This is a genomic window from Neobacillus piezotolerans (genome assembly GCF_003362805.1).
GTDB classification, from domain to species: domain Bacteria; phylum Bacillota; class Bacilli; order Bacillales; family Cytobacillaceae; genus Bacillus_D; species Bacillus_D piezotolerans.
In genome coordinates, this window is record NZ_QNQT01000004.1 from 88,248 (window position 1) to 114,568 (window position 26,321).

A 26,321-nucleotide genomic window follows, 5' to 3' on the forward strand; every position below is an offset into this window, starting at 1 on the left:
TTCATGACTACTTTTTGGCTGACAAATGTCCGCTTGGAAAAAGGCTACAAATACGACCATCAACGTATTATAGGTACCGAAACGGAAATATGTCATTTGAAAATTGAAGATGGAATGATAGCCGAAATTACAGATGTTTTGCCGTCCCCGGATGAGAAGCAGGTCGATGCTAAAACTCATCTTCTGCTTCCTTCATTGAAAGATATGCATATCCACATCGATAAAACTTATTACGGCGGCCCTTGGAAAGCCTGCACCCCGATTACAAAAGGAATTTTCACTAGATTGGAAGAGGAAAAAGAATTGCTTCCAAAGCTTTTGCCAACAGCCCAAGAACGTGCTGAGAAAATGATTGAATTGTACTTGAGGAACGGACATACCCATATTCGGACTCATTGTAATGTTGATCCTGTAATTGGCCTCAAAAATTTGGAAGCAACGGTAAATGCCTTAAAAAAGTATGAAGATGTGCTTACCTATGAAATTGTTGCCTTCCCGCAGCATGGCTTGTTAAGAAGTGACTCTGTCCAATTAATTCGCGATGCAATGAAGAATGGAGCAACTTTAGTTGGCGGCGTCGACCCTGCTACCGTTGATCGAAATATTGAAAAATCCCTATATACGATTTTTGAAATTGCAGTTGAAAACAATACAGGAGTCGATATTCATTTGCATGACCCTAATACGTTGGGGGCCTTTACATTTGAACGAATGGCACATTATACCGAAGAGGCTGGACTTAAGGGGAGGGCCACCATCAGCCATGGAATTGCTTTAGCTGATCTTCAAGGGGAAGCCCTGAGTGAAATGGCGGCTATGCTAAGAGAACTGGAGATTGATGTCACCACTACTGTCCCAGTAAATCGTACAACTATACCAATCCCCGTTCTTGATAAGTTAGGTGTTAAAGTTTCCGTCGGACATGACAGTATTACAGACCACTGGTCGCCATTTGGTACAGGAAATACGATTCAAAAGCTCGGAACCCTTGCAGAACGCTTCCGTTTATCCGATGAATATTCCTTATCCAAAACACTAAAATATGGAACCGGGGGAGTTACCTCGCTAAATGAGAACGGAGAGCGCATTTGGCCAAAGGTTGGCGATGAAGCAACGATGATGCTCGTAAACGCCTCCTGTTCTGCAGAAGCAGTTGCAAGAAGAGCTTCCGTCCAATCGTTATTTTTCAAAGGGAAAAAGGTTGAAAGCAAGTTAACGGAATCCAACCCGATGGAGGTATAAAGGAGGTAATAAAATGGCCACTCCCTATTGGTTAACAAATGTAAAACTTGAAACTGGATATATACAAGATGAAAAAGGGGCTTATGAAACAAAAACAGAGCTTTTTCACTTGAAAATAGAGAATGGAAGAATTGTAGAGAAGCAAAGTAATGGCTTTGCTATTCCGGAAGCGGAAGACGTAAAGGATGGAAAAGGATTATTGGCATTGCCGCCGTTTAAAGAAATGCACAACCATTTGGATAAAACCTATCTTTCGCTTGATTGGAAGGCGCCTATACCTGCCAAAAACTTGGAAGAACGGCTGAAGCTCGAAGCCATGGAGCTTGGAGAATTAGCGCCAACAACAAAACAGCGGGCAAGTGCTATGATTGACTTAATCCTTTCGCATGGTTCTACACATATCCGCACACATGTAAATATCGACCCTTATATAGGCTTGAAAAATCTTGAGGGGGTTAAAGCTGCACTGGAGGACTATTCTGATAAGCTTACCTATGAAATCGTCGCTTTCCCGCAGCATGGGTTATTAAGAGATCAGGTTATTCCTTTAATGAAGGAAGCGATGAGATCAGGCGCAACCCTTGTAGGCGGGTTAGATCCGGCGGGGATTGATCGAAACATTGAAAAATCACTGTATGAAGTAATGAATCTGGCTACTGAATTTGATGCGGATATCGATATCCATTTACATGATGGCGGGCATGTTGGCTATTATACTGTAGATAAACTTGCGGAATTTGTAGAAGAGGCAGGATGGCACAATCGTGCGGCGGTTAGCCATGCTTTTAGCTTAGGGGACGTACCAGTACCTCAGCAAGAAGAAATCGCCGAAAGATTAAGCGGGCTGGGAATGTCCATCATGTCTACCATTCCTATTTCAAGAACCCTGCCTCCAATCGCGATTTTGGATCGCAAGGGCGTTCATGTTTATTTAGGCTGTGATGGATTCTATGATTCCTGGGGACCATTCGGCACAGGTGATGTATTAGAAAAAGTCACACGTTATGTTGAATTGTACCGTAAAAGCGATGAACGCTCATTGGCACAGTCTCTTAAATGGGCAACGGGAGGCCCAACGCCTTTATCGAAGGATGGTGAAGTTGCCTGGCCGCTTCAAGGGGATGAAGCAAGTCTTGTGCTTGTCGATGCATCTTGTTCCGCAGAAGCAGTGGCAAGAACACCAAAACGGGAAGCAGTCATTTTTAAAGGGAAAGTAGTTTCTGGGCAGCTATAACAAAGAAAGCTTTCTCTTATGTCCTAAAAGCCGGTGAGAGATACAATACCTACACCTTTAAAACTGGAGCGCTTGGTCTTGGCGGCGGTTACTATGTTGATCGAGATGAGCGAGTTAAGTACGAAGCTCCCTTCCAAGGAGAAGCTGGCACAAGCCAACTGCAAACGCCCTGAAGGGGAATGGAAGTACTTAAAACATATTGAAAGAAGGCAACTAACCCTAAGGGGAGTTGCCTTCTTTCATTTGCCATGGCATTGTCCTTGTCAAGCCTGGACCACAAACCCTTCCCGCAAAACATCCCTCAAAAATGGACTTGGTTCCCCTACGCTATAGAGCTGCAAATAGTGCATGGCCCTTGTGCAGACGGTGTAGAAAATCCTTCGCAGGCTTTCATCGCCATAGACGTGTGCCGATGCATCATAAATGAGGACGGCGTCGAATTCGATTCCTTTCGATAAATACGACGGTATGACGACAACCCCTTGCTCGTATTCCAGTGAACCAACCTTTATAAGCTTAATTCCCTCAATAGTCGACAGCCCCTCGAATGCTCTCTCGCTTTCCGCCGCGGACTTGCATATTATCGCGATGCTGTTAAACCCTAAGCCTTGCAATTCTGTAACTTTTGAGGCGATAGAGCGATGCAGTTCGGCGTGATCCGTCAATTGTGTAAGCGCGGGCCGCTCGCCTACGCGATCGAAAGGAATAATCCTTTCACCGTTAGGAACGAGTCTGCGTGTAAATTCGATGATCGGCTTTGTTGACCTGTAGCTCCGCGCCAGGTTGATTACTTCCGTATCTTCCGGTCCGTAAAGTTTCGTAAGTGTGTTGAAATCAGCCATTTCACTGGCATGGGCGAATATTGCCTGATTAAAGTCGCCGAGAACAGTCATTTTTGCTAAAGGGAACAACCGCTTTAAAAACTCGAATTGAAACGGCGAATAATCCTGTGCCTCGTCAACAACGATATGTTTAATCGAGCTGTTCGTCTGAAAGCCAAGTATAAGCTCTTTCAGGAATAAATACGGAGTGGCATCTTCATAAGACAATTTATCTTCGTCCAGCATTTCCAATGTCAACTGGCACACGTTCGCCCAATCAGGGGGTGCTGTCTCTCCCTCTATCAACTGTTGAATGTGCATTGAATCCGAAAAAATCTGCCTGTACATTCCCTTGATGTCTATGAAAAGAAACTCCCGGATCTGGTTCCGGAGCGGCTTCATTTTCCGGCGGACAATTATACCGGCAAGCGCTTCGGGCTCCATATCATAATCCGTAAGCGAATCTCTTTTAAAGCCGCGTTTTTTCGCCAGATAGGTGTATGCCTTGTGGTACTCCTCGTTGCTAAGCAGCTCAATTTCCTCCTGTACCCATGGCTTTGCCCGCTCGGCCTTTTCAGCTTCATTTATTTTCTTTAATAGCCAATCCTTAAGCTTTTCAAGACGGTTATGGAAGCGAAGGGAGGTGTCGCAGCTATAAAACCTTTCCGCAATTTGCTGCGAGGTGACAAGTGGCTTTCCTCTGAAGCTAATTCCTTTGAAAATCATTCCGGAGAATTCCAACGACTTCCTGTATGAGTTAATTGCCTCAAAAAACCGGATTGACGCCTTGAATCGGATTGCGGCTATCCTTGGCCAGTAAGAAGGGGTATTTACAGCCGTTAAAACATATTCCAATTGCCCGTAGGGATTTTCTATTTCAAACTCTCCGGCAAGACGATGGACCAAGTAATCCTGGAATGTAACCTGCTGCATATTTTCTTCGCCAAGTTCCGGTAGCACATTGGACACGTAACTGTTAAACATTGAATTGGGCGAAAATAGAATGATTTGGTCGGCATTAAGGCTATTCCGGTATTTGTAGAGCAAATACGCAATCCTCTGCAGTGCCGCCGACGTCTTTCCGCTTCCGGCAGCGCCGTGCACAATGAGCAGCCTCCCGCGCACATGGCGGATAATTTTGTTTTGTTCCTGTTGGATGGTCGCGACAATGCTGTGCATATGTTTGTCTGTGCCTTTTCCAAGAACTTCTTGCAGAATTTCGTCCCCGATGGTGAGGCTCGTATCAAACATCGATTGGAGAATGCCATCGCGGATAAGGTACTGCCACTTTTCCTCCAACACCCCCGTGATTTCCCCACCGGGGGTTTCGTACTTAGCCGGACCGGGCTGGTAATCATAATAGACGCTTGAGACCGGCGCCCTCCAGTCGTAGATTAGGAAGTTATCGCCGCTTTCATCCGTAAGGGTGGAAATGCCAATATAGATCTGTTCCTTGTTTGCATTTCCTTCTTCAGTAAAATCGATCCGGCCGAAATAGGGAACCTTCTCCATACGGCGGAGCGCGGATAATCTCGTGGATGCATGTCTGTGTGTGCTTTGGCTTACGGCAAGGGCTTGGGCCTCTTGCCGCAGGCCGATAATGGTCTCGAGGTAATCATCGAATGTATCCGTATTTACCTTTATTTCGTCCCAAAAGTGTTTGCGGATGTGAATGACCTCGTTTCGATGCCGGGCAGTTTTGTCCTCCAATTTCCGGATTTGCTCCTTAATTGTCTTCACGACTCTGTCGACTCGTTTTTGCTCCTGTTGGAATTCTGGATTCACAGCAAACACTCCTTTTAAAAAATTGGCTATTAGGGGTTGACTCTTGAAGAACCTTTGATGTATAATTATAATAGGGACAATAGACGTTCATATAAAAAAATGTGTCTATCTATATAAATTTACCACAGGTGCCCATTATTTTCAATGTCATGGACCTGTTTATAATTTGTATTTTATATTTTTAAAATTATCATTAATAATCTGCCATTAGAAACCCTTCATGCTAATTGCCATGGAGGTTTTTTTATGTTGATTCTTAGTGTTTCTGGACACTCTGCTGCAATTTCCTTGGCCGAAACGGTATTGTCAATATCTGGATGTGCTTATATGATTAAATAAAGATACAGATTTAGGGGGGACACTTAATGATCCCGGCAAAAATAGAGCCCATTTCAAAAAAGCCGATAATGAATACAGGGGTGGAATCCATCGCCGATTGGTTCAATCAGCACAAACAATCATTTTATATTCTAGGATGTACCTATTTTCGAATTCAGGAGCAAATGGAGGAGCTATTCTACCGTTCGATACTAAAGGTACATAAAGAAATTCCCAGGCCTACTAAAGAGCCGTTATTTGACACTCGGGTTGCGTCGATATTTATCCAAACCTGCCGGGAGCTTTCCAAGGAAACAGGAATGAAAGCTTCGGCGGAACGTGAATCACGCCCGGACTTTTTTAAAGCGCTAGATCAGTTGAAAGAAGATGAGAGAGAAGCAATTGCCCTTGCCTTTATAAAAGGGATGTCCCGGGCAGACGCAGGCCAACTTCTAAATGTTTCCCCGGAAACGATGAATGAGCTATTGTTTTCGGGTATCCAGTCGCTTAAAAATGGGCTGGGCTATCGGCAAAGCATGAAGGGCTGTAAATCATATCAAGAGAAGTACATCGATTACTTGGAAGGAACCATGGCTCGGCCAGAAAAGATTGATTTCGAGATTCATGTGTATCACTGCCGCGATTGCCAGGATGATTTGGCTACTTTTCAGGAAGTCGTATTAACTTTGAAAAATTTTGCTGAAGGGATCAAGAATTTCCGAGTGCCGTCGAATTTCATGGAGAATGTAGAAGCAAGGCTGGCAGAAAGAGATAAAAAGAGGCAAGAGAAGCTCAAGAAACGGAAAAGGATTGGGTTTGCTTTTGCAGGGATTTTCGCATTGTTAATAGCTATTGAGGTTCTAACAGGTTCGTTCTCCAACGTTTATTATGCGCATGCAGAAGAAAATGCGGAATTGCGCGGATTCCTGCGCCATGGTTTTGGGAAAGTCCTGAACCTGGAGGCAGAAAGCGGTGGTGTGAAAGTTAGAATCAAAAGCGTAATTGCTGATGAAGTTCAAACACTCATTTTTTATGAAGTGGAAGATACGGCTGAAGATTACCAATATATGATTAATATTCATGATGGCTTTTCAGTGGAGAACATGGGTGAAATCATGAACCGTGACACACAGCAAAGATTTTATCCGCCTCACCTTGAATGGGAGGCAAATAAAAAAGGCAAAAACGTGTATCGGGGCAAGGTCAGCCTTTTACCGCTGAAAAAGGAAAACGGGACTATCAAATTAAAGATTACGAGGCTTCAGAAATTAAAATTAAGTGATTTATCCGTTCAAAATGTTATGGATGCATATAACAACATTGAATACGAAACAGGGGAGTGGAACTTCGAAATCCCTGTAACGAGGCTCCCGTCCGCCGAATATGCATTGAATGGAGAAACGGAGGTCGAGGGGATTCCGGTTCGATTCGAGAAACTTACAATCGCTCCGACCATAACGATTTTGCAATACGCCTATGAAAATGGGCAGGCGGGCAAGCGGATGGAGTTCCTCCGGTTTAACAAGCTTGAAGTGAACGGTAAAAAAGTGAAAGCTGAAAAGTATCCCAATAATAACTATATAGAAGAAAATATGAATTGGATTAGTTTTCAATCTCAATTTGACCCATTTTTTGGAGATAAACCAAAAGGCATCAGCGTCCAATTTGAATCTGCTCTATTAACAATTGAAGATTTAAAAACGATCATACTTGATGCTTCACAGAGCTATCCGCAAACGTTTGAATATGCTGGGAGTACAATTTCCATCGACAAGTTTGAAATCGGAACACCCACCACTATAGTCATCAGTGATCATGAAATTAAAAATCGTACTTACGATTCGTTTTGGTTTGATGTCGCGGGTGATTATGAAAACGGGGCGTTTCAAACAGAGATGTATCCAGAGGGAGTAATTGTGGATGCGAATGGAAAAAAATACAATTTGGATGAAATTATAAACTATGAAGAAATCGAAAACCCCCGCCATTTGACTACAGTTAACACGATAAGGCTGCAGAGCAACCAAGCCGGGGAGATTGCAATTCCTAAACGGCTTGTGTTGCAAGGCTATAATAAAACTAAATACATGGATGATGTTGTGAAAATATCTGTGAAATAATACTTTATAAATAAAAGTTTTTAGAAAGGCATGCACCAATTTGAAGCAAGCTAATGGATAATAAAAATAGAGCAAAATAACAAACCGTTCCTCAAGATATGAGAGAACGGTTTGTTTCTGTTTCCATCTCGTAAAGTTTTCAGCTGGTGCAGTCTTTTTAGATTGGTAAAGTAGATGAATGCTTTATATCATTTTGTAAGGACTGTAAAGCATCTTTTCCGAAGAAGGCTTGAGCTTTTTTGGAAATTTCATTTAACATTTCATCATTTTTCATTAGCGCCTCACGTATACGGCTAATTAATTGAAGCGCATTTTCTCCAGTTATTTGCTTTGCCACACGTTCTAGCATCACTTTTGAATCAACGGAATATTTGTGGGCGAAGCTATGGCACATGGACATATTCTTCCGGAGGCCATCAGAGTATTCTCCTGAAAAAGCGCGTCGAATGCATCCGCGGATTCCAGCATGGCCGTATGATATTTCAGAGACAGCCCGGTAAAAAAGAACCATTCCATCTGCATGGCTTGACTCCGGATGTAAGCGAAGCTCACTAACTAATGAGACTAAATGCCGGACAACCCCTTTCGCTGACTCTGTCGCGTTCCACCACTCCATCAAACGTTGCTGATCATTTGCACTCATATCTAGCGTTTGTGTATAAGGCATTTTTCTCCCTCCATTGTGAATCCTTTTAAAGTCGCGGGATCGCCTGTACGTTCTTGATCCGTTCGTGAACGATTTCCCAGTCGGAACCTAGAAGCTCTTTACCGAGTCTGATCGCTTCATTAATTCGATTGGAAATTTGATTATTTAAATATCGGCTTTGTTCGACCAGATATAACACATTTGGAGACGCCTCTTGAACAGCTAGTTCAAAATTGGGGCTTAATTGTTTTTCGCTAATCCTTAATGTATCAAGGTCAAACACCAACATTTCTTTTGCAAGAGGAATCCGTTCACCTTGAAGAAGTCGCTGGATGGTTCCTTGTGCGGCATCGAATCCATATCCGATATCGGCCACCGAAGCATGGTATGGATTAAGGCCAGGTGCAGTGCGTATTGAAGGAATCGATCGAAATCCCGTGGTGATGGAGCATACCACTTCCTTGGCGGCCATTCCTTTTTCTAACGCGGAATATATGGCATTTAAATAATAGTTTCTATAGGAACTCATCTCCATATAAGAAGTCGTCATGTACTCATCCCTCACTTTATGTTTAAATTCCGCTTCTTCTATATTGTCATTTAATAAAAAAACTCCACTTTACAAAAGTAATGGAGCAAACGGTTGTCAATATCATTAATGTGTATGTAGTGGTAATCCAGTTGGTGCCGTTTCAGCAGTGACAGCATACAAGGTTTATTTCATCAGAAAAACATATGCTTTATAAGAAAAAAATATGACTTTCATTTAGATCATCCGTGTAAAATCTCTTTTTGTCCGTTCTATGGATGTAGGCGAGGCGTAAAATACCCTCCGTGAAGAAGAACATTGTTAGAGCAAGGGTGTAGCTGGAAAACTCTCAAAGTGGAAGCCGTATTTGTCGAATTATCGGTTATTGACAAGCAGAATAAATAATGGAAATATTAAGTAGTAACCCTCACATGGCCTCTTTCTTTCTCTCATCTTTTTTTACTTCCCGTACACCTATAATCCTATCGAACTGATGATTGGCTTTTGAAACCACTTTATCTCAACCCTCGCGTTATTCTGCCTAAACCTTTTTCACATGCTTTTTCCAATAACTTTTAACAAAAAATAACCACGAAAGGAGCGTTGCGGACAAGTACACATTTACTGCTTTCCGGGCCATGGAAGGATTTTGGTGTGCAAATCTAAAATTCAGGAGGATTTAATAATGGGCCACGATATTTCAGGATTCAATCAAGCAGGAGTGGAAATTGCTTACGCGCGTTTTAGCATGGGAAACCATAATGCGCTCATACTTTACCGCCTGCTGGAAGCGTTTGATTATTATGCTGGGGTTAGCGGATCAGGAAGGGGTACAACGTTTACAATCCGGCAAATCGAAAAAGCGCTGCAAGACTTTAACCAAGATTACACCGGTTCTTCCCATTCACAGGACAATTTCATGAAATACGATGGAAAACAAATTCTTGATTTTATAAGAAACTGTTTGGCAACAGCGCAAAAAGAGGGCAGTGTCAAAGTATACTTTGGCTAATGTCCGATAATCGCGGCGATTTTTCCCTCATTAAAAAACCATCTCTTTTTCCCCAAAAAAAACCTTTAAATTATATCCTTCCCCGAACGAAGAATGCCGCCCCATATGACATAGGAAGAATACTATTATAATACTGTGAAGGAAAGGTTAGAGGGTTAGAAGGGAGAACGAACAACTTTCCCGTATACTATAATGTTGATTAACCCCTGGCTGGGAAAAATTTTTCATATGCCAGGGGTTTTGTTGGTTTGCTTTGAGAGGCTTGTCTCTGACAAGGAAAGGAATCCCTGTTCTATATGAGGAAAAGAAGGGGCAAGAATCGCGAAAGTATGTTATAATTTTGACGGTGTGAATAAATATATTTGTATAATAGTGAGTATTCTTTAATAGGAAGGAAAGTGAGACTATGAGTAACGGAGTTTTCAAAATCCCTACAGCTAAAAACGAGCCTGGCAATACGTATGCTCCCGGCACAAAAGAACGGGAAACATTAAAAGCTGAATTGAAGCGCCAGTCTGAAATGGTTGTTGAAATCCCTGTCATCATTAACGGGGAGGATGTTAAGACGGATACAGTGAAACAAGTCGTTATGCCTCATGATCACCAGCATGTCCTCGCAAACTATTCGCAAGCCGGCGAAAAAGAACTTCGTGATGCCGTCGAAGCGGCGATGGCTGCGAAAGAAGCATGGGCCAATATGCCTTGGGAACATCGCGCGTCCATTTTCCTGAAAGCGGCTGATTTGATTTCCGGTCCATACCGCGATGTCATGAACGCTGCTACAATGCTCGGCCAATCCAAAACCGCATTCCAATCTGAAATTGATGCGGCCCAGGAATTAATTGACTTCCTAAGATTTGGCGTTGAGTGCGCCAACCAAATCTATCAAATACAGCCTGAGAGCATGAAGAATATTTGGAACCGTACGGATTACCGCCCATTGGATGGTTTCGTATTGGCGATTTCTCCATTTAACTTCACGGCAATCGGCGGAAACCTTCCCGCGGCTCCCGCTATGATGGGGAACGTGGTTGTTTGGAAGCCGGCAACGACTTCCATTCTTGCAAACTACTATTTCATGCGAATCCTTGAAGAAGCCGGATTGCCAAAAGGCGTTATCAACTTTGTGCCTTCCCGCGGTTCACAGGTTTCTGAAGTTGTGTTGACAGACCGTCGCATGTCCGGATTCCACTTTACTGGTTCAACAGATACGTTCAATACTATTTGGAAAACTGTCGGGGAAAACATTGCGAAGTATAACTCCTATCCTCGCCTGATCGGGGAAACTGGCGGCAAGGACTTTGTATTTGCCCACGAAACCGCCCAAGCGGATAAAGTAGCGGCCGCTCTCGTTCGCGGCGCATTCGAATACCAGGGCCAAAAATGTTCGGCGGCTTCCCGCGCTTACATCCCTGCGAGCATGTGGGAAGAAGTAAAAGGAAAATTGCTTGAAGAAACCGCGAAGCTTAAAGTTGGCGATGTCCGCGACTTCAGGAACTTCATGGGCGCGGTTATTGATAAGCCTGCTTTCGATTCAATCACAGGCTATATCGACTATGCGGCTAATTCCGAAGATGCGGAAATTATCGCGGGCGGCACTTACGACGATTCTGTCGGCTATTTCGTTCAACCGACTATCATCGTAACGACCAATCCAAACTTCAAGACGATGGTTGAAGAAATTTTCGGGCCAGTCCTGACAATCTATGTTTATGAAAATGATAAATTGGAAGAAACATTGGATGCGGTAAATACAGCGTCTATCTATGCGCTGACTGGTGCGATCTTCGCTCAGGACCGCCAGGCAATCATTCACCTGGAACGCCGCCTATCCGAAGCAGCCGGAAACTTCTACATCAACGACAAGCCAACTGGCGCGATGGTCAACCAGCAGCCATTCGGCGGTTCCCGCGGCTCCGGCACGAACGATAAAGCAGGTTCCATCTTCAACATGATTCGCTGGACAAGCCCACGTGTCATCAAAGAAAACTTTGTGCCAACAACGGATATCACATATCCATTCATGGATGAAGAATAAGATACCATATTAAAAAGCGGTTGAAACGAATTGTTTCAATCGCTTTTTCATTTGGAAATATGCCTACTGAATTGTTTTTTTAATAAAAATGGCGCGGTGCAAATGACCCCGGCAACGTACAGGAGCAAGGCGAAATACGCGGGGAGCAAGTGGATGAAATCTGTATAGCCGATAATAAAATGAGTAACAATCCCTGCTAAAAATGCCGGGATAGCCCCAATTGTAAATGTCCACCAAACCCAACGCTCTCCCTCCCGGATTCCCCATAATGCAAGCATTAATACAAGCAGCCCCACACTTAATAACGCGCTTCCGAAACCAGCGCGGTCATGGGCAATCACCGGAATTAACTTATCGTTAAACGCATTAAGCATTTCAGGGGACATGCATAAATAGGTTATATCCGTCGGGACAAACACACTTGAAGCCCCAATGAACGAAATAACGGCGCCGCCAATGGTTAAAGAAGCCCCTAATACGATAAAGGCAAGCTGCCCAACCAGGCTCAGCTTCCAAGCACGGCTGTTGTAAAGGTTCGTGCTTGTGGGGTTTTCCGCTGCGGTTCGTGTCTTCAAGAACCCCGTAATGAAAAAAGGCAATAATATAAGCCAAAACAATCCGTGCAGCCAGTCAAAATACCCATATTCAATAAATAAAAAGATCCCTAGAAATCCAATAAACCCGGCGGTGTTTACGGCTTTTCTCGCCCAATGCAGCCCATGCCTGATTCCATGCCTCGCCAACTGCATGTAGATGATGCCACCTGAAATCATGGTCCCTGAAAGTGTCATGCGGTCATGCGCCATAAAAAATAAAATCGCAGAATTAAAATCCAGAATATCATCCCTGAACATACCAAGGAATGCTTCATCGTAGGGAAGGATCACATTTTTCATGCTAAAAAATAACGCAATGAATCCAGCAACTGTTATGGCAAACCCAAACAGCCAATACCAGATCCATCCGTCCAAAATGGCGGGCTGCTTTTGGAAAGTGCCGCTGTATGCTTCATTTATCCGTTTTGGCAGTCCAGGGCCGGAAAATACATATTCCTGCCCCAAAAGGATAAGGGAAGCGCCGTTCTTCAATAATGCCACAGCATCAGCAGGTTCCTTTACTCCACCTGAGGCTATTAGCGGCACGTCCTCACCAAATGATCCCCTTAAAACTGCAAGTCCATGGCGAAGCATTTCAGTAGAAGTCCCTTCAATAAGGATTCCATTTGGATGAAAGGTTCGAATCCGTTCGGTTGTTGTTCCAAGTTCTGCTGTGCAATCGAGGATAATTGGCTTACCTATCCGATCCCTAAAATGGTGAAATTGAGTATCTGATTCGAAAACATTGCTATTTATTATGAATGCGTCACTAAAACCAAGGAGTTCATCACAAATTATGTTAATTTCATTTATTGTTCCTTCAGTCCGTATTAAAAAAGGCACTTTCTTCTTTTTCAAAGAAACAAGTTCCTTTTTAACTGCTTCCAGCCCTTGAGTCCGTCCAGTAAGTCCCGTTATTCGTTCCCTTTCGTGTTCAATCCGTAGCATTTCCCTTTGTGGTGAGCCGATGAGTGAAACGGGGCCGATTTCGATGAAGCCAAATCCAAGGTTTTGAAAGGCCTTCAATCCTGATAATTCTAGATCCAATCTCCCGCTCAGGCCTACCGGGGTGTCAAAATGAACATTGAAAAAATGCTTCCCAAGTTCCTTTGGAGGCACCATGTGGCCAAGGAATTCAATTAGCGCTTCGCCGATTGGCGTGGATGATATCATACTCATTCCACGGTGAATAAACCCGCGGCTAAAGGCAGGTGGCAGCTTCATGAGAATTGGCTTGAATATGGTATGATACGACCAATCCGGCATGGTTTCTCTCCCCCTCCACTCTCTTTTAACATATTACCATATGGGTAAAGATCGGTTCCTGTCATTTTAAAATGATTATTCACTCTTGTTTAAATAGGTTTAGAAAAAATATTTTCTTTCCATTTTCTTCCCGTGTTAAAATAGAGACGGAATTCACATTATTCGTTCTGTTGGTCAACCTGGAGGATTAAGATGAAAAAAATAATGATATTAATACCTTTTTTAGCAATAATTTTCCCGTATGTTTTATTTGAATTGATTCACTTGGAGATTATCAAGAATCCGGCTTTCGTACATCCGCATGGCCATTTTTATATTGTTTCGGTTGTGTCCATTCTAGCTTCAGGAATTGCTATTTTGGTAGGAATGGCTGGCAGCAGGCTGAGGAATATAAAAGTGAGTATCCTATCGCTCGCTTTTATCTCTCTCTCTATTATGTTTTCAGTCCATGGCCTTTCAACTCCGTCTTTTATTTTTGGAATAACAAGCCTTCCTGGTGTAGCGGCGCAATTAAGTATGTTGCTGGTAACAGTTTGGCTATGGTTCTCTTCTTTTTCCTCTAATAATAAAATTATAGTTTTCCTCGCCTCTCGGCAAAAAGTCCTGGTTCCTTCCTGGACAATTGCCCTAAGCATTTTTTGCGTAATAGGCCTTCTGAATCCAGGGATTGTTGACATTGTCCCACTTAACATAAATCCATTAAAGAATATAATTACCGTCCTGATTCTTTTGCTTAATGGGGTGACAATACATAGGTATTTCCAATCCTACCGTTTTACGCAGTTTCCATTGCAGCTGGCAATTGTCTATAGCTCTGGCTGGATCATGGTTTCCCAGATGATTATGGTAAGAGGATTATTGTGGAGCCTCGGCTGGTGGATTTATCATTTCCTTCTTCTTGGTTCGATGGTGGTTATGATCATTGGCTTATACAAGCAATATGCGGTAAAAGGAACGGTATCTGAATCATTGCGTTCCCTATTTATCACAGATCCGTTTGAGCGGATAACAAATAGCATACCGTCCAGTATCAGGGCGCTTGTAACTGCAACAGAAGAGAAAGACAGTTATACAGCCGGACATACATTCAGGGTAACCTTATATGCTTTGAAACTAGCGGAAGAAATGGGTCTCAGACCAGAAGAACTGCGAATTATTCTGCAAGGTTCCCTTCTTCATGATGTTGGGAAGATAGGCATTCCCGATCACATCCTTAATAAACCAGGAAAACTGACGCAGGAAGAAAGAATGTTGATTGAGGAACATCCTATAACAGGATTTAATATGTGCAAAGGGCTTGGATTTTTAAAAGAAGAATTAAGTATCATTCGGTCCCATCATGAAAAGTGGGATGGTACAGGATATCCGGACAGGCTTTTTGGAGAAAACATACCATTATATGCAAGGATCGTAGCCGTGGCGGATGTATATGACGCACTCACATCTGAAAGGTCGTACCGGAAAGCATGGACTCATGGCAAGGCAATGGAATTTTTAAAAGAAAATATAGGAACCCACTTTGATCCTGCCTGTGTTGCTGCATGGGAAGCGGTATGCATAAAGGATCCATTTGTTTATCAATATCCTTCAGAATTCATAAAGGATGGGACAATCGTCAAGAGGGCTTTAGCTTAGAGGAATCCTGAGTATTGCTACATATTCTCGCAAATGTGGAATCTGGCGCAAAAAGGGTACAATAAGAGTAATTTTGGGTATACTGCTGCTAGTAGTAACAGAAATGTAGAAATGAGTTGTTAGAAATGAATGTAGAAACGAATGATTATAAGGAGAATTGGTTCAAGAATATCATTCTCTTTTTAACGAGCCAGACGATATCGCTTTTTGGATCATCCCTGGTTCAATATGCGATAATGTGGTACATCACTTTAACGACAAAATCAGGATTAATGATGATGTTGTATATCATTTGCGGTTTCATCCCAACGTTTATTTTGTCACCTGTTGCAGGTGTTTGGGCTGACCGCTATAACCGGAAAATGCTGATTGTATTGGCAGACGCGCTTATTGCAGTGGCTACATTAATTTTGGCTATTCTTTTTTTAATGGGGTTCGATTCCATTTGGCTGCTTTTTGTAATGGCAGCGGTCCGCGCTTTTGGGACGGGGATTCAGACGCCGGCTGTCGGGGCTATTTTGCCGCAAATCGTTCCGAAGGATAAGCTGACAAAGGTAAACGGAGTTAATGGAAGTATCCAAGCTATCATCATGTTTGTGTCACCAATGGTCAGTGCGGCGTTACTGGCATTGGCTTCGATTGAATTTATTTTCTTCATTGATGTTATTACAGCAACGATAGCCATTGTGACTTTACTTGTTTTCTTAAAAATTCCCACGCATAAGAAGGCAACTGAAAAGCAAACAACGAGCTACTTGAGTGACTTCAAACAAGGTTTGCACTATATAAATAGCCATGCTTATCTAAAGCAATTTTTCCTTTTCTTTGCGGTCTTTTTTGTATTGATGGCGCCCGCGGCATTTTTGACGCCATTACAGGTTGCAAGGAGCTTTGGCGATGATGTATGGAGGTTAACTGCAATTGAGATTGCCTTTTCAATCGGGATGATGGCTGGCGGCGGAATTATTGCCGCCTGGGGAGGTTTTCAAAATAAAGTAAAAACGATGGCATTTGCGAGTGTGGTCATGGGAGTTTGCACATTCGGGCTTGGAATCGTTCCAATCTTTTGGATTTATTTAATCTTCATGGGCATTTTCGGAGTTACAATGCCAATTTTCAACACTCCGTCGACCGTTCTTTTGCAGGAAAAAATCGAAGAGGACTATTTAGGAAGAGTTTTTGGGGTCATGGGGATGATTGCAACCTCCATGATGCCAATCGGAATGCTTATATTTGGCCCGATCGCCGATATAATCAAAATCGAATGGCTGCTAATAGGAACGGGTGTTTTCATCATTGTCTTGGCGATCTTGTTAGGGCGGAACAAAGTATTAATCGAGGCTGGAAAACCAGCACTAGAGCAATCATAAATCATAGAACGAACTTCAAAGCGGAAATTTCAACTCGCCTTTTGGTATCCAGCCGTAAATGAATCCCTAGAGCAAACAGAACTGATTATTCGGGCTGTCAGCTTTAGGGTTTTATTATCTTTGGAGTCAGTGTAGTCTAACTAACAGGCCCATTGTTAAAAAATGCTCTGCTGCAAGTTTGAAATCTTCTAAAAAAAACGGCCAAAGATTCGGTCGGCGCCTGACAGCCAATGGATGGTAGGCAACGATTGTTTTGTATCCATCGACTTCATGGATTTGTCCTCTTAATGATTTCACGTCAGCTTCCGTATTCTGAAAAAAGGATTGGACCGCAATATTGCCGAGGCAGACAATAAGCTGAGGCTGCTTTATTTCAAGCTGCTGTTTCAAATGATTCATGCAGATTTGCCTGGTTCTTTCTTTTTCGTATTTTCTAATCGGTTTCCTTTTTAAAACATAGGTTACATATAAATCCTCGGCTTGAAAACCTGCTTTAAAGGCAGCCTTTTGAAGTGTTTGCCTTGTTCCGCATACAAAGGGTTTGCCTTCCCGATCTTCCCGGGCACCAGGATTGTCCAGGAGGATTAGGAGGGGTGCATCCGGATTTCCTTCACCCCAAACCATTCTAGACCCATGCTCGTCGAGACCGCATTCACTGCAGTTCTTTAAACCTTCTGGGGTTGGTTCTTCCGGCCATAATAAAGGACAAAACCCACTCATACGATAACCTCCTCCAAATCAATTTTTAACATTATGCCCACTTCTCTGGATTAAAAGTGCTAATTAAAATCTTTAAGACACTGCTGCTCTTGAATAAGCCTTTTGCATAAATAGGTTGATTGGCTAAAGAATAATATTGTTTCCTTTTTATAAATATGGAAATTGGGTAATTGAAAAGTTGTACATTATTTATGGTGGGATGCGCAATGGAACAGCATTTGAATTATATTATCGAACATTTCGGCTATATTGGGATCATCATTTTGCTGGTTGGGGGAATTGTCGGCCTTCCCCTTCCTGATGAGGCCCTTTTGACATATGTCGGTTTTTCAATTTTCCGGGACAAGCTCTCCTATTTCCCATCATTAGTGAGCGCCTTTGTTGGGGCGGCAGGCGGGATTAGCCTGAGTTATTTTATTGGGCATAAATTGGGGTTGCCGCTTTTACATAGATTTGGCCCCAAAGTCCATATTACCGAGCAGAAAATCGAATATACTAGGAAGTTATTTAATAAAATTGGTCCGGCCATCCTTGTTGTTGGCTATTTTATCCCGGGAATCCGCCATCTTGCCGCATACATTGCGGCCATTAACAATTACCCATTTAAAAGATTCGTTGTTTTTGCTTACAGCGGGGCTTTTATTTGGATATTTACCTTTATCACCCTCGGAACAGTGCTGGGAAAGGATTGGGATAAAGTAAAGCTGTACGGGTCAAAGTATAGCTTCTATTTGATTGGCTTTCTGCTCTTGCTTGCAGTTATCTATCTCTTTTGGAAAAAAAGGGGCAGGAGACGAAATTGAGAGCAGGTTTTTTCGCTTAATGTACGATTAAATGTACAATGAAGGATATAAGGGTATGCATTCGGGCTGCTTTTGAAGGAGGAATTGAAATTGGAATTGGGCATAAGCACGTTTGTGGAAACAACGCCGGATCCACAGACTGGCAAAATAATCAGCCATGCACAGCGTTTGCGTGAAGTGGCTGAGGAAATTATTTTAGCGGATCAGGTAGGGCTTGATGTTTTCGGTGTGGGGGAGCATCACCGGGAAGATTTTGCCGCATCCTCGCCTGCTGTGTTGCTGGCGGCTGCTGCTATGCAGACAAAGAGGATCCGGCTTACAAGCGCGGTTACGGTGCTTTCGTCGGATGACCCGGTCCGGGTTTACCAGGATTTCGCGACGCTTGATGGATTATCAAACGGCCGGGCGGAAATCATGGCGGGAAGGGGATCGTTCATAGAATCGTTCCCACTCTTTGGCTATGATTTGAAGGATTATGATCAGCTTTTTGATGAGAAGCTGGACTTGCTGCTGGCGCTGCAAAAGTCCGAAAAAGTATCTTGGAGAGGGAAACACAGGCCCGCGATTGATAATATTGGGATTTACCCGCGCCCGGTTCAGGAACCATTGCCAATCTGGATCGGCAGCGGGGGCAACCAGGAATCTGTCGTCCGCGCTGGATTGCTCGGATTGCCCCTCGTTCTGGCAATTATCGGGGGAAGCCCGCTCCATTTTGCCCCTTTAGTACAGCTATACTGGAAAGCGGCGGAGCATGCGGGCCACGACTTGTCCAAATTGAAAGTGGCGTCCCATTCCCACGGCTTTGTGGCGGAGGATACCGAGACAGCAGCCGATAAGTTTTTCCCGTCAACCCAGCAGGTTATGAACAAGCTGGGGCGTGAGCGCGGCTGGGGGCCATACTCACGCAGGGCATTCGACTCGGCGCGGACTCTGGAAGGAGCGCTTTATGTCGGGGATCCGGATACAGTCGCGGAAAAGATTATTTTTCTACGTAAAAACGTAGGTATTACCCGGTTCATGCTGCATTGCCCGGTTGGGTCGATGCCGCATGAAGATGTGATGAGGGCGATTGAGCTGTTTGGCACAAAAGTGGCGCCGCGGGTCAGGGAAGAAGTCGCCCGCTGGGAAGCGTCGCAGTAATAACTATTTGTCTTGAAAAGTGATAAGTACCGTTATTGTACGAATCACTTTTCAAGACTTACCAAATGAAGTCGTGAGGAAGTTCAAGACGCTAGGAGGCAGGCATATTAACTCCTCACATTCACACTGTTTTTCAAAACAAACCCCACCATCGCAGTCAACAAGGTCCCAGGCTTTTCAAAAATTGTCACATGGCCACACTCGGGAATGATAAGATACTCCGTATCGGGTATGTGCCGTACCAGAATGTCCGAAAATCGGCGGGGGGTAAGCAGATCATTCTCCCCAACCACAACGAGAGTCGGGCACTTCACTTTGCAAAGCTCACCGGTTACATCCAAATCATTGATATACGTATCATAGAGGTGAACCTGCCCCTTGAAATAATCCTCTCCAATTCCATTCATGAGCTTTGCCCGCTCGGCGAGAAATTCTTTATTTTTCTCAACAAAGGAATTGTAGTAGAGGGAAGGGACCGCTCCCCAGAAAAAAGCTTCTCCTTGAGGACCTATCGCCAGCTGTTTCCAGCCCTCCAAAAACAGCCGAGTCGTTTCGTCGATTTCACTGGCAACATCAATCAAAGTCAGGCTAACGGCCATCCCAGGATAATCAATCGCAAATCTTAAAGCGACTTCCCCGCCATAGGAGGTGCCGACCAGATGCACCTTTTCAACTCCCAGCCCATCGAGCAAAGCCTTCGCATCTTCTGCATGCTCCCTGAATGTATAAGGGCCATCAGGTTTGGACGATTTCATTTGTCCTTTAAAGTCGTGAAGGACAATCCGATAGCCGAGTTTTTCAAAAAGGGGATAGTATAAGGCCCACGAAGATGTCGTCGTCATCACTCCATTAAAAAACATAACCGTTTCGCACGCTTCCGAATCCCCAAACACCTCATAAAACAATTCATTTCCGTTAATTTTCATCATTGCCATACCAACGCCTCCCATCATATGCAAAAAGGCTGAATCCCTTATGAAAATTTTCCGATAACCCCAAATGAATTAAAGCACAACCCCGCCATCGACGCTCAATACTGTCCCGGTAATATATCTGGCTTCATCGGATGCAAGGAACGTATACGCATTGGCAATGTCCTCCGGCTGGCCGAGGACCCCGAGCGGAGATTTTCCTTTCATCATTTCAAGGACCTTTTCAGGCATTTTTTCGACCATCGGCGTCATGATGAATCCAGGGGCAACCGCATTCACACGGATGCCAAACCGGCCAAGCTCCTTCGCCCACGTTTTGGTCATACCGATGACGCCCCACTTGGTTGCTGCATAGTTGGTTTGTCCGAAGTTTCCATATAGGCCAACAACAGAGGATGCATTCAAAATGACGCCGGATTGCTGCTCCTTCATTTGTTTTGCTGCGGCCTGGGCGACGTTGAAGACACCTTTTAAGTTGACATCAATGACCCTGTCCCACTGGGCTTCTTCCATTTTAATCAACTGTGCGTCAGCGGTGATTCCGGCATTATTCACCACTATGTCAACGCTTCCAAAATGCTCCGCCGTATCAGAAACCATTTTTTCTACCTGGCCCAAATCAGTAACATCAACGATCATGCCAACCACTTCGCCGCCGCCTTCAGTAATAACAGAAACAGTCCGATCAACGTCCTCTCTGTTTACATCGGCAACGATGACTTTAGCACCTTCTCTTGCAAATTTAATTGCTGTTGCTTCCCCGATCCCTCTTCCAGCTCCCGTAACAATCGCTACTCTGTCTTTTAATCTCATTTCCCATTACCTCCCAATATATAGTCAATTAAGTAGTATGCAAGAATCTTGCCAACCTGAATAATCACGGTTTTTAAAGAAAAGTCGCCACCCCGAATAAAGCCGACAGATAACACTGTCCGAATTTCCTACATTTTTTATAAAAAAGTTCCTATCTATATTGTAAATTATATACAATAAAGGAAAGGGGATGAAAAAAAGGAGGGGAATTTGTGGGTGTGGATGTTACCAACGTAATCACCACTGTAGACTTGGAGGTCCTAGGCTCCGAGGCTTTTCTGAATACAATGGAAAAGCTGTTTGATCCTATTTCAGTTCCAATCATCTTGGTTGATAAAGATACGAAAATTCGGATGATTAATCAAATTTTCGCCGATTATTTAGGTTTCCCGAAGGAAGAAATCCTCGGTAAACCGGTATTGGAAGTGGATGAATTTTCAAGATTCCCATACGTGCTATCAAGCAAAAAACCGGAAATAGCATGGAAACATAAATTCAAGAACGGAAAAACAGCGATTGTCCACAGAATACCAGTCTTGGATATCAATCAGGAAGTGGCCTATGGCTTTGGACTGCTGCTCTTCCAGGATGTGAAAGAGTTCAAGGATATTATTGAAAAAAATAAACTTCTCGAGACAGCGTTAAACTATGCCGAGGAACAGTTGAAACACCTCCATGGCGCGAAATATAGCTGGGAAAACATCCTGGGGACAAGCGAGAAAATGGTGTTGGCGATTTATATGGGAAGAAGGGCATCCCAGACAAAATCGAATGTTTTATTGCTGGGGGAAAGTGGGACAGGCAAGGAATTATTTGCCCATGCAATCCACCACTCAAGCAACAGGCAGCATGAGAGATTTATCAAGGTCAACTGTGCGGCCATCCCGGCGGAACTGCTTGAGTCGGAACTATTCGGCTATGTGGAAGGAGCGTTTACGGGTGCTAAAAAAGGAGGCAATCCTGGAAAGTTTGAACTGGCAAGCGGCGGCAGTATTTTTCTTGATGAAATTGGCGACATGCCGCTCAGCATGCAGGCCAAGCTCCTTCGCGTCCTGCAGGAAAAAGAGATTGAAAGGGTGGGGGGCACGAGGACGATACCAGTCGATGTGCGCGTGATCGCGGCCACCAATAAAAACCTCGAAAAAATGGTGGAAGAAGGTTCATTCCGAGAAGATCTTTTTTACCGCCTGAATGTCATGTCAATTGAAATTCCGCCGTTGCGCGAACGGGAAAACGATACGGCAGACATGGCGATGAAGCTGCTTGAAAAGTTGTCGAGCCAGTTAGGGGTTTACGTCTCGACTATTTCCAAGAATGCGATGGAGCATCTGCTGAACTATCATTGGCCTGGCAACGTCAGGGAACTCGAGAACGTACTCGAGCGCGCCATCAATCTAACAGACACAGATACGATTCATTCTATCCACCTTCCTTTCAGAATTACGGGTAACAAGAAGCTTCATAAGCTTTCAAAAGGGCAAACATTAAAAAGTATCCTGGAGGAAACGGAGAAGGAGATTATTAAAAATTACCTGGACGAGTTGAATCATAATAAAGTAAAGGTAGCGGATATCCTCAACATTAGCCGTTCAAGCCTCTACGATAAAATTGAAAAATACCAATTAAATCCGCCTTTGTCGTGAAACTATACACCTGTCGGAAAATCGGACACTAAAAAGTAAGCGTTTACAAAATAAAATGACTTTGTGAAAAGATCAAAGTCATTTTTTATTTTTTCAAAAAAGTTCGCAAACCGAAAAAACCTTTAAAATAAAGGGTTTTTTGCAACCTCACCCAATCGGCATAACCATTTTATTAAAAATTGGCACGGTATTTGCAATATAAGAAAGTATAGCTGTACGAAAAAGAAAAGGAGGGATTGATATGGTTGAATTTTTACAAAATGTCATAGCTGGATTGGAAACAGGCAGTTTGTATGCTTTGGCTGCCTTGGGTTTAGTCCTGATTTACCGGACCTCTGACGTCATAAACTTTGCTCAAGGTGAAATGGCTATGTTCAGCAGCTTTATCGCCTTTACACTATTTCAGCAAACGATGTCTTATCCAGTTGCATTCATCGGAGCCGTTTTATTTGCTGTCTTCCTTGGTTTCCTCGTTGAAAGAGTCTTCATACGGCCCGCGTCAAAGGCTAACCTGGTAAGTAAAATGATCATCACCCTCGGCCTTATTATGATTTTTAACGGAGTTGCATCCGCATTGTTCGGAATTGATATGCACCCATTCAGAAAAGCGTTGACCATGGACAATATCAACATCGGGAATGTCATCATCCAGCCTAACGCCATTTTTATCATCTCAATTACACTCGTAATCATGATGATTTTATTCTATTTGATAAAAAACACATTGATTGGCATTGCCATCCGTGCCACTGCCCAAAATGAGACAACCGCAAAATTGATGGGAGTTCCGGTTTCGAAAGTGTATTCCTTGTCATGGATCATCGCCACTGTACTTGGAGCGATCGCGGGGATCCTGATTGCCCCGACAACGAACGTTTCGACGACGATGATGGGAGAAGTACATTTGAAATCATTCATTGCCGCCGTCCTTGGCGGTTTCGGATCCTTTGTCGGGCCAGTTGTGGGCGGTTTTGTTATCGGGGTTTTTGATAACCTTGTTGGCTACTACATCTCGCTGCAATGGAAAACCGTCATTGTCTATGCTTTGTTGATCATCATTCTAATCGTCAAACCTACAGGACTCTTCGGCAAAGTCCACCGGAAGAAGGTGTAAGGCATGAAGGGATTGTTAAAAAACAAACCATTCCTCTATATAGTGGCCGGGCTAATCGTCGCGATGATTCCATTACTGGTTGAGATGGAGCGGTCAACGATGACGATGATGAACCTAATCGTCATTTATGCAATCGTTGCAATCGGCTTTAACATCCTGCTCGGCTATGCGGGACAAATTTCGCTTGGCCATGCGGCATTTATGGGGCTAGGAGCGTATTTATCAGCTTATATTACTGGAAACTATGAACTTCCGTTTTTAGTAAGTCTCTTACTATCCGGACTGATTCCGATGGTTATCGGGCTCATCCTTGGACTGGTGGCGCTTCGCCTTGAGGGCCATTACCTCGCGATTGCGACACTTGGCTTTGGAGTTGCCATCCAGCAGACCTTTAAGGAATGGATTGCCTTTACGAATGGATTCTCCGGGGCACGGGCGGCCACCCCTGAAATTTTTGGCTTCGCCTTGAGGGAACGTGAACACTTTTTCGTTTTGGCGGTCATCATCTGCGTTTTGCTCATTCTGTTTGCCCATAACCTTTTATCTTCAAAAACCGGCCGCGCACTGATTGCGATCCGTGATAGTGAGCATGCGGCCCAGGCGATGGGCGTCAGCTTATTCAAGTACAAATTGATTGCCTTTGCACTAAGCGCTTTTTACGCCGGCATCGGCGGATCTTTATATGTACACTTGATCCGGTTTACAGAGCCGAATCAATGGGGAATCGACCTGTCACTGAATTTATTGGCGATGGTGGTGATCGGTGGCCTGGCATCCATACCGGGAAGCGTATTAGGTGCGGCATTTATCGTATTCGTACCTGAATTCGTAAAAGACATTGAGTGGCTGCAGAACATCAAGAACGTTGCAAGCATTTTTACCGGGATCGCGCTTGTCCTTGTCATCATGTTTTTCCCATATGGCCTTGCGCGAATAGGTTCCCAGCTTAAAGCACTATTCATTGGCAGGCCGAAGCACACGAAACCGACGAAGGGAGTGGAGGGATAATGATGGAACCGATCTTACAGGTAGAAGACCTGTCCATTTCCTTCGGAGGATTAAAGGCGATAGACAATCTAAGCTTCACCGTTGAAAAAAATGCAATCTATGGCCTTATCGGACCGAATGGCGCTGGCAAGACAACCGTATTCAATTGCATTAGCCGATTCTATACCCCGGACAAAGGAAAACTCACCTTTCAAGGGCATATAAATCTGCTCGATTATAAGGTCCATCAAATGGTCGACATCGGTTTGGTGCGTACTTTCCAGAATGTCGAACTTTTTAAAAACTTGACTGTCCTCGAAAACCTGATTATCGGCCAGCACAGCATAACAAAGGGAGGAATCCTCTCACAGGGCTTCCGGCTCCCGTTCGTGAAAAAGGAAGAAAAGCGGATCCGCGAAAAGGCACTCGATATTATGGATTTCCTGGGCATCAGGGGGATTGAACACTTCCCGGGGGCAGCCCAGCCTTACGGGGTAATGAAGCTGATCGAACTCGGGCGGGCGCTGATGTCCAATCCGAAAATGATCATCCTCGATGAACCAGCTGCCGGGATGAACCATAGTGAAACACAAACACTAACCAATCTTATTAAAAAAATCAGGGATGAATTTAACGTCACCATCATCCTCGTTGAACACGATATGAACCTCGTTATGGAGGTTTGTGAAAAAATTTGCGCGATAAACTTTGGCTCCAAGATTGCAGAGGGCAGCCCAAAAGAAATCCAAAATCATCCAGCCGTACAGGAAGCGTATCTTGGCAAGGAGGATGAGGTGCATGCTTAAGCTCGAAAACATCGATGCCTATTATGGCTACATCCATGCCCTTAAGGATGTATCTCTTGAAATAAAGGAAGGGAATATTGTAACCCTTTTGGGTGCGAACGGGGCGGGAAAAACAACGATATTGAAGGTTATTTCCGGGTTGATGAAGCCGCAAAAGGGCGGCATCACCTTTGGCGATAAGAGTTTGACAGGCCAATCTCCCGAAAAGATCGTGAAATTCGGAATCGTTCAGTCGCCGGAGGGAAGGCAAGTTTTTCCCGAACTGACCGTCAAGGAAAATCTGCAAATCGGTGCCTATACACAAAAGGATCGAAAGGAAGCCGCCAAATCCCTTGAAAAAGTATTTGCCTATTTTCCTAGATTAAAAGAGAGGGAAAAGCAGGATGCCGGGACCTTATCCGGAGGGGAGCAGCAAATGCTGGCCATTGGAAGGGCGTTGATGAACAAACCTAAACTTCTTTTACTCGACGAGCCTTCCCTTGGCCTCGCACCGCTGATTGTAAAGGATATTTTTTCGATAATCCGGGAAATCAACCGGCAGGGGACCACCGTATTCCTTGTCGAACAAAATGCAAACCAGGCCCTGTCCATCAGCCATCATGCCTATATCCTCGAAACTGGGAAAGTCATTCATCACGGGCCCGCGCAATTGATAAGGAATGATCCGAAAATCAAGCAGGCCTATCTCGGCGGCCATTAACCCACGGCATTTACTAAGCAAATGCTTAGATGCATAGTTGAAAAAATTAAA

At 43.9% G+C, this 26,321-nt stretch carries 22 protein-coding genes; 14 read left to right on the plus strand and 8 right to left on the minus strand.

Annotated features, from left to right (window positions below; genetic code table 11):
- Nucleotides 1–3 precede the first annotated feature (3 nt).
- Nucleotides 4–1,242: an amidohydrolase family protein gene (locus tag DRW41_RS11455; RefSeq protein WP_115452141.1), complete on the plus strand. Its 1,239-nt coding sequence runs from the start codon at nt 4–6 to the stop codon at nt 1,240–1,242.
- A gap of 13 nt (nt 1,243–1,255) precedes the next feature.
- Complete coding sequence (locus tag DRW41_RS11460) at nt 1,256–2,476, plus strand: amidohydrolase family protein (RefSeq protein WP_115452142.1); 1,221 nt, start codon at nt 1,256–1,258, stop codon at nt 2,474–2,476.
- 263 nt (nt 2,477–2,739) lie between these two features.
- Here DRW41_RS11460 and helD read toward each other — a convergent pair whose 3' ends face one another.
- Complete coding sequence (gene helD / locus DRW41_RS11465) at nt 2,740–5,082, minus strand: RNA polymerase recycling motor HelD (RefSeq protein ID WP_115452143.1); 2,343 nt, start codon at nt 5,080–5,082, stop codon at nt 2,740–2,742.
- 365 nt (nt 5,083–5,447) lie between these two features.
- Here helD and DRW41_RS11470 point away from each other — a divergent pair, with 365 nt between their 5' ends.
- Entirely contained in the window at nt 5,448–7,520 is a 2,073-nt protein-coding gene (locus DRW41_RS11470) for a DUF4179 domain-containing protein (protein ID WP_115452144.1), read from the plus strand.
- A gap of 157 nt (nt 7,521–7,677) precedes the next feature.
- On the opposite strand, the gene DRW41_RS11475 is transcribed toward DRW41_RS11470, so the two are convergent.
- On the minus strand, nt 7,678–8,187 hold the full coding sequence (locus DRW41_RS11475; protein ID WP_115452145.1) for a hypothetical protein: 510 nt from the start codon (nt 8,185–8,187) through the stop codon (nt 7,678–7,680).
- Between the two features lie 25 nt (nt 8,188–8,212).
- Nucleotides 8,213–8,695: a hypothetical protein gene (locus tag DRW41_RS11480; protein ID WP_245959412.1), complete on the minus strand. Its 483-nt coding sequence runs from the start codon at nt 8,693–8,695 to the stop codon at nt 8,213–8,215.
- Nucleotides 8,696–9,380: 685 nt separating this feature from the next.
- Between DRW41_RS11480 and DRW41_RS11485 the strand changes: the two genes are divergently transcribed.
- Both DRW41_RS11485 and pruA read left to right on the plus strand, forming a co-directional pair.
- The gene (locus DRW41_RS11485; RefSeq protein WP_115452147.1) at nt 9,381–9,707 is read left to right on the plus strand and encodes a hypothetical protein; all 327 of its coding nucleotides are present in this window, start codon (nt 9,381–9,383) and stop codon (nt 9,705–9,707) included.
- Between the two features lie 406 nt (nt 9,708–10,113).
- The gene (gene pruA / locus DRW41_RS11490; RefSeq protein WP_115452148.1) at nt 10,114–11,745 is read left to right on the plus strand and encodes an L-glutamate gamma-semialdehyde dehydrogenase; all 1,632 of its coding nucleotides are present in this window, start codon (nt 10,114–10,116) and stop codon (nt 11,743–11,745) included.
- Between the two features lie 47 nt (nt 11,746–11,792).
- On the opposite strand, the gene DRW41_RS11495 is transcribed toward pruA, so the two are convergent.
- Together DRW41_RS11495 and DRW41_RS23415 are read right to left on the minus strand one after the other, a co-directional pair.
- The gene (locus DRW41_RS11495; protein WP_115452149.1) at nt 11,793–13,607 is read right to left on the minus strand and encodes a dihydroorotate dehydrogenase; all 1,815 of its coding nucleotides are present in this window, start codon (nt 13,605–13,607) and stop codon (nt 11,793–11,795) included.
- Nucleotides 13,608–13,918: 311 nt separating this feature from the next.
- The gene (locus tag DRW41_RS23415; protein WP_245959413.1) at nt 13,919–14,284 is read right to left on the minus strand and encodes a hypothetical protein; all 366 of its coding nucleotides are present in this window, start codon (nt 14,282–14,284) and stop codon (nt 13,919–13,921) included.
- A gap of 64 nt (nt 14,285–14,348) precedes the next feature.
- Between DRW41_RS23415 and DRW41_RS23420 the strand changes: the two genes are divergently transcribed.
- On the plus strand, nt 14,349–15,242 hold the full coding sequence (locus tag DRW41_RS23420) for an HD-GYP domain-containing protein (protein WP_245959414.1): 894 nt from the start codon (nt 14,349–14,351) through the stop codon (nt 15,240–15,242).
- Nucleotides 15,243–15,367: 125 nt separating this feature from the next.
- Entirely contained in the window at nt 15,368–16,612 is a 1,245-nt protein-coding gene (locus DRW41_RS11505; RefSeq protein WP_115452151.1) for an MFS transporter, read from the plus strand.
- 126 nt (nt 16,613–16,738) lie between these two features.
- Here DRW41_RS11505 and DRW41_RS11510 read toward each other — a convergent pair whose 3' ends face one another.
- On the minus strand, nt 16,739–17,332 hold the full coding sequence (locus DRW41_RS11510; protein ID WP_115452152.1) for a uracil-DNA glycosylase: 594 nt from the start codon (nt 17,330–17,332) through the stop codon (nt 16,739–16,741).
- A gap of 206 nt (nt 17,333–17,538) precedes the next feature.
- On the opposite strand from DRW41_RS11510, the gene DRW41_RS11515 reads away from it, so the two are divergent.
- Nucleotides 17,539–18,135: a DedA family protein gene (locus DRW41_RS11515; protein WP_115452153.1), complete on the plus strand. Its 597-nt coding sequence runs from the start codon at nt 17,539–17,541 to the stop codon at nt 18,133–18,135.
- A 90-nt stretch (nt 18,136–18,225) separates the two neighbouring features.
- A complete protein-coding gene (locus DRW41_RS11520) occupies nt 18,226–19,275 on the plus strand; it encodes an LLM class flavin-dependent oxidoreductase (RefSeq protein ID WP_115452154.1) in 1,050 nt (349 codons plus the stop codon).
- 107 nt (nt 19,276–19,382) lie between these two features.
- Here the strand turns inward: DRW41_RS11520 and DRW41_RS11525 are convergent, their stop codons facing one another.
- Both DRW41_RS11525 and fabG read right to left on the minus strand, forming a co-directional pair.
- Complete coding sequence (locus DRW41_RS11525) at nt 19,383–20,210, minus strand: alpha/beta fold hydrolase (RefSeq protein WP_115452155.1); 828 nt, start codon at nt 20,208–20,210, stop codon at nt 19,383–19,385.
- 69 nt (nt 20,211–20,279) lie between these two features.
- Nucleotides 20,280–21,020: a 3-oxoacyl-ACP reductase FabG gene (gene fabG / locus DRW41_RS11530; RefSeq protein WP_115452156.1), complete on the minus strand. Its 741-nt coding sequence runs from the start codon at nt 21,018–21,020 to the stop codon at nt 20,280–20,282.
- Nucleotides 21,021–21,232: 212 nt separating this feature from the next.
- Between fabG and DRW41_RS11535 the strand changes: the two genes are divergently transcribed.
- The 5 genes from DRW41_RS11535 to DRW41_RS11555 all read left to right on the plus strand — a co-directional run bounded on the left by DRW41_RS11535 (nt 21,233) and on the right by DRW41_RS11555 (nt 26,270).
- A complete protein-coding gene (locus DRW41_RS11535) occupies nt 21,233–22,663 on the plus strand; it encodes a sigma-54 interaction domain-containing protein (protein WP_222928845.1) in 1,431 nt (476 codons plus the stop codon).
- Nucleotides 22,664–22,904: 241 nt separating this feature from the next.
- A complete protein-coding gene (locus DRW41_RS11540) occupies nt 22,905–23,777 on the plus strand; it encodes a branched-chain amino acid ABC transporter permease (protein ID WP_115452157.1) in 873 nt (290 codons plus the stop codon).
- A 3-nt stretch (nt 23,778–23,780) separates the two neighbouring features.
- Nucleotides 23,781–24,785 (plus strand): branched-chain amino acid ABC transporter permease, encoded by a 1,005-nt coding sequence (locus tag DRW41_RS11545; RefSeq protein ID WP_115452158.1) that lies wholly within the window; start codon nt 23,781–23,783, stop codon nt 24,783–24,785.
- Nucleotides 24,786–24,787: 2 nt separating this feature from the next.
- Nucleotides 24,788–25,570 (plus strand): ABC transporter ATP-binding protein, encoded by a 783-nt coding sequence (locus DRW41_RS11550; protein ID WP_115452159.1) that lies wholly within the window; start codon nt 24,788–24,790, stop codon nt 25,568–25,570.
- Nucleotides 25,563–26,270: an ABC transporter ATP-binding protein gene (locus DRW41_RS11555; RefSeq protein ID WP_115452160.1), complete on the plus strand. Its 708-nt coding sequence runs from the start codon at nt 25,563–25,565 to the stop codon at nt 26,268–26,270. The genes DRW41_RS11550 and DRW41_RS11555 overlap by 8 nt, the downstream gene beginning before the upstream one ends.
- Nucleotides 26,271–26,321: the final 51 nt, after the last annotated feature.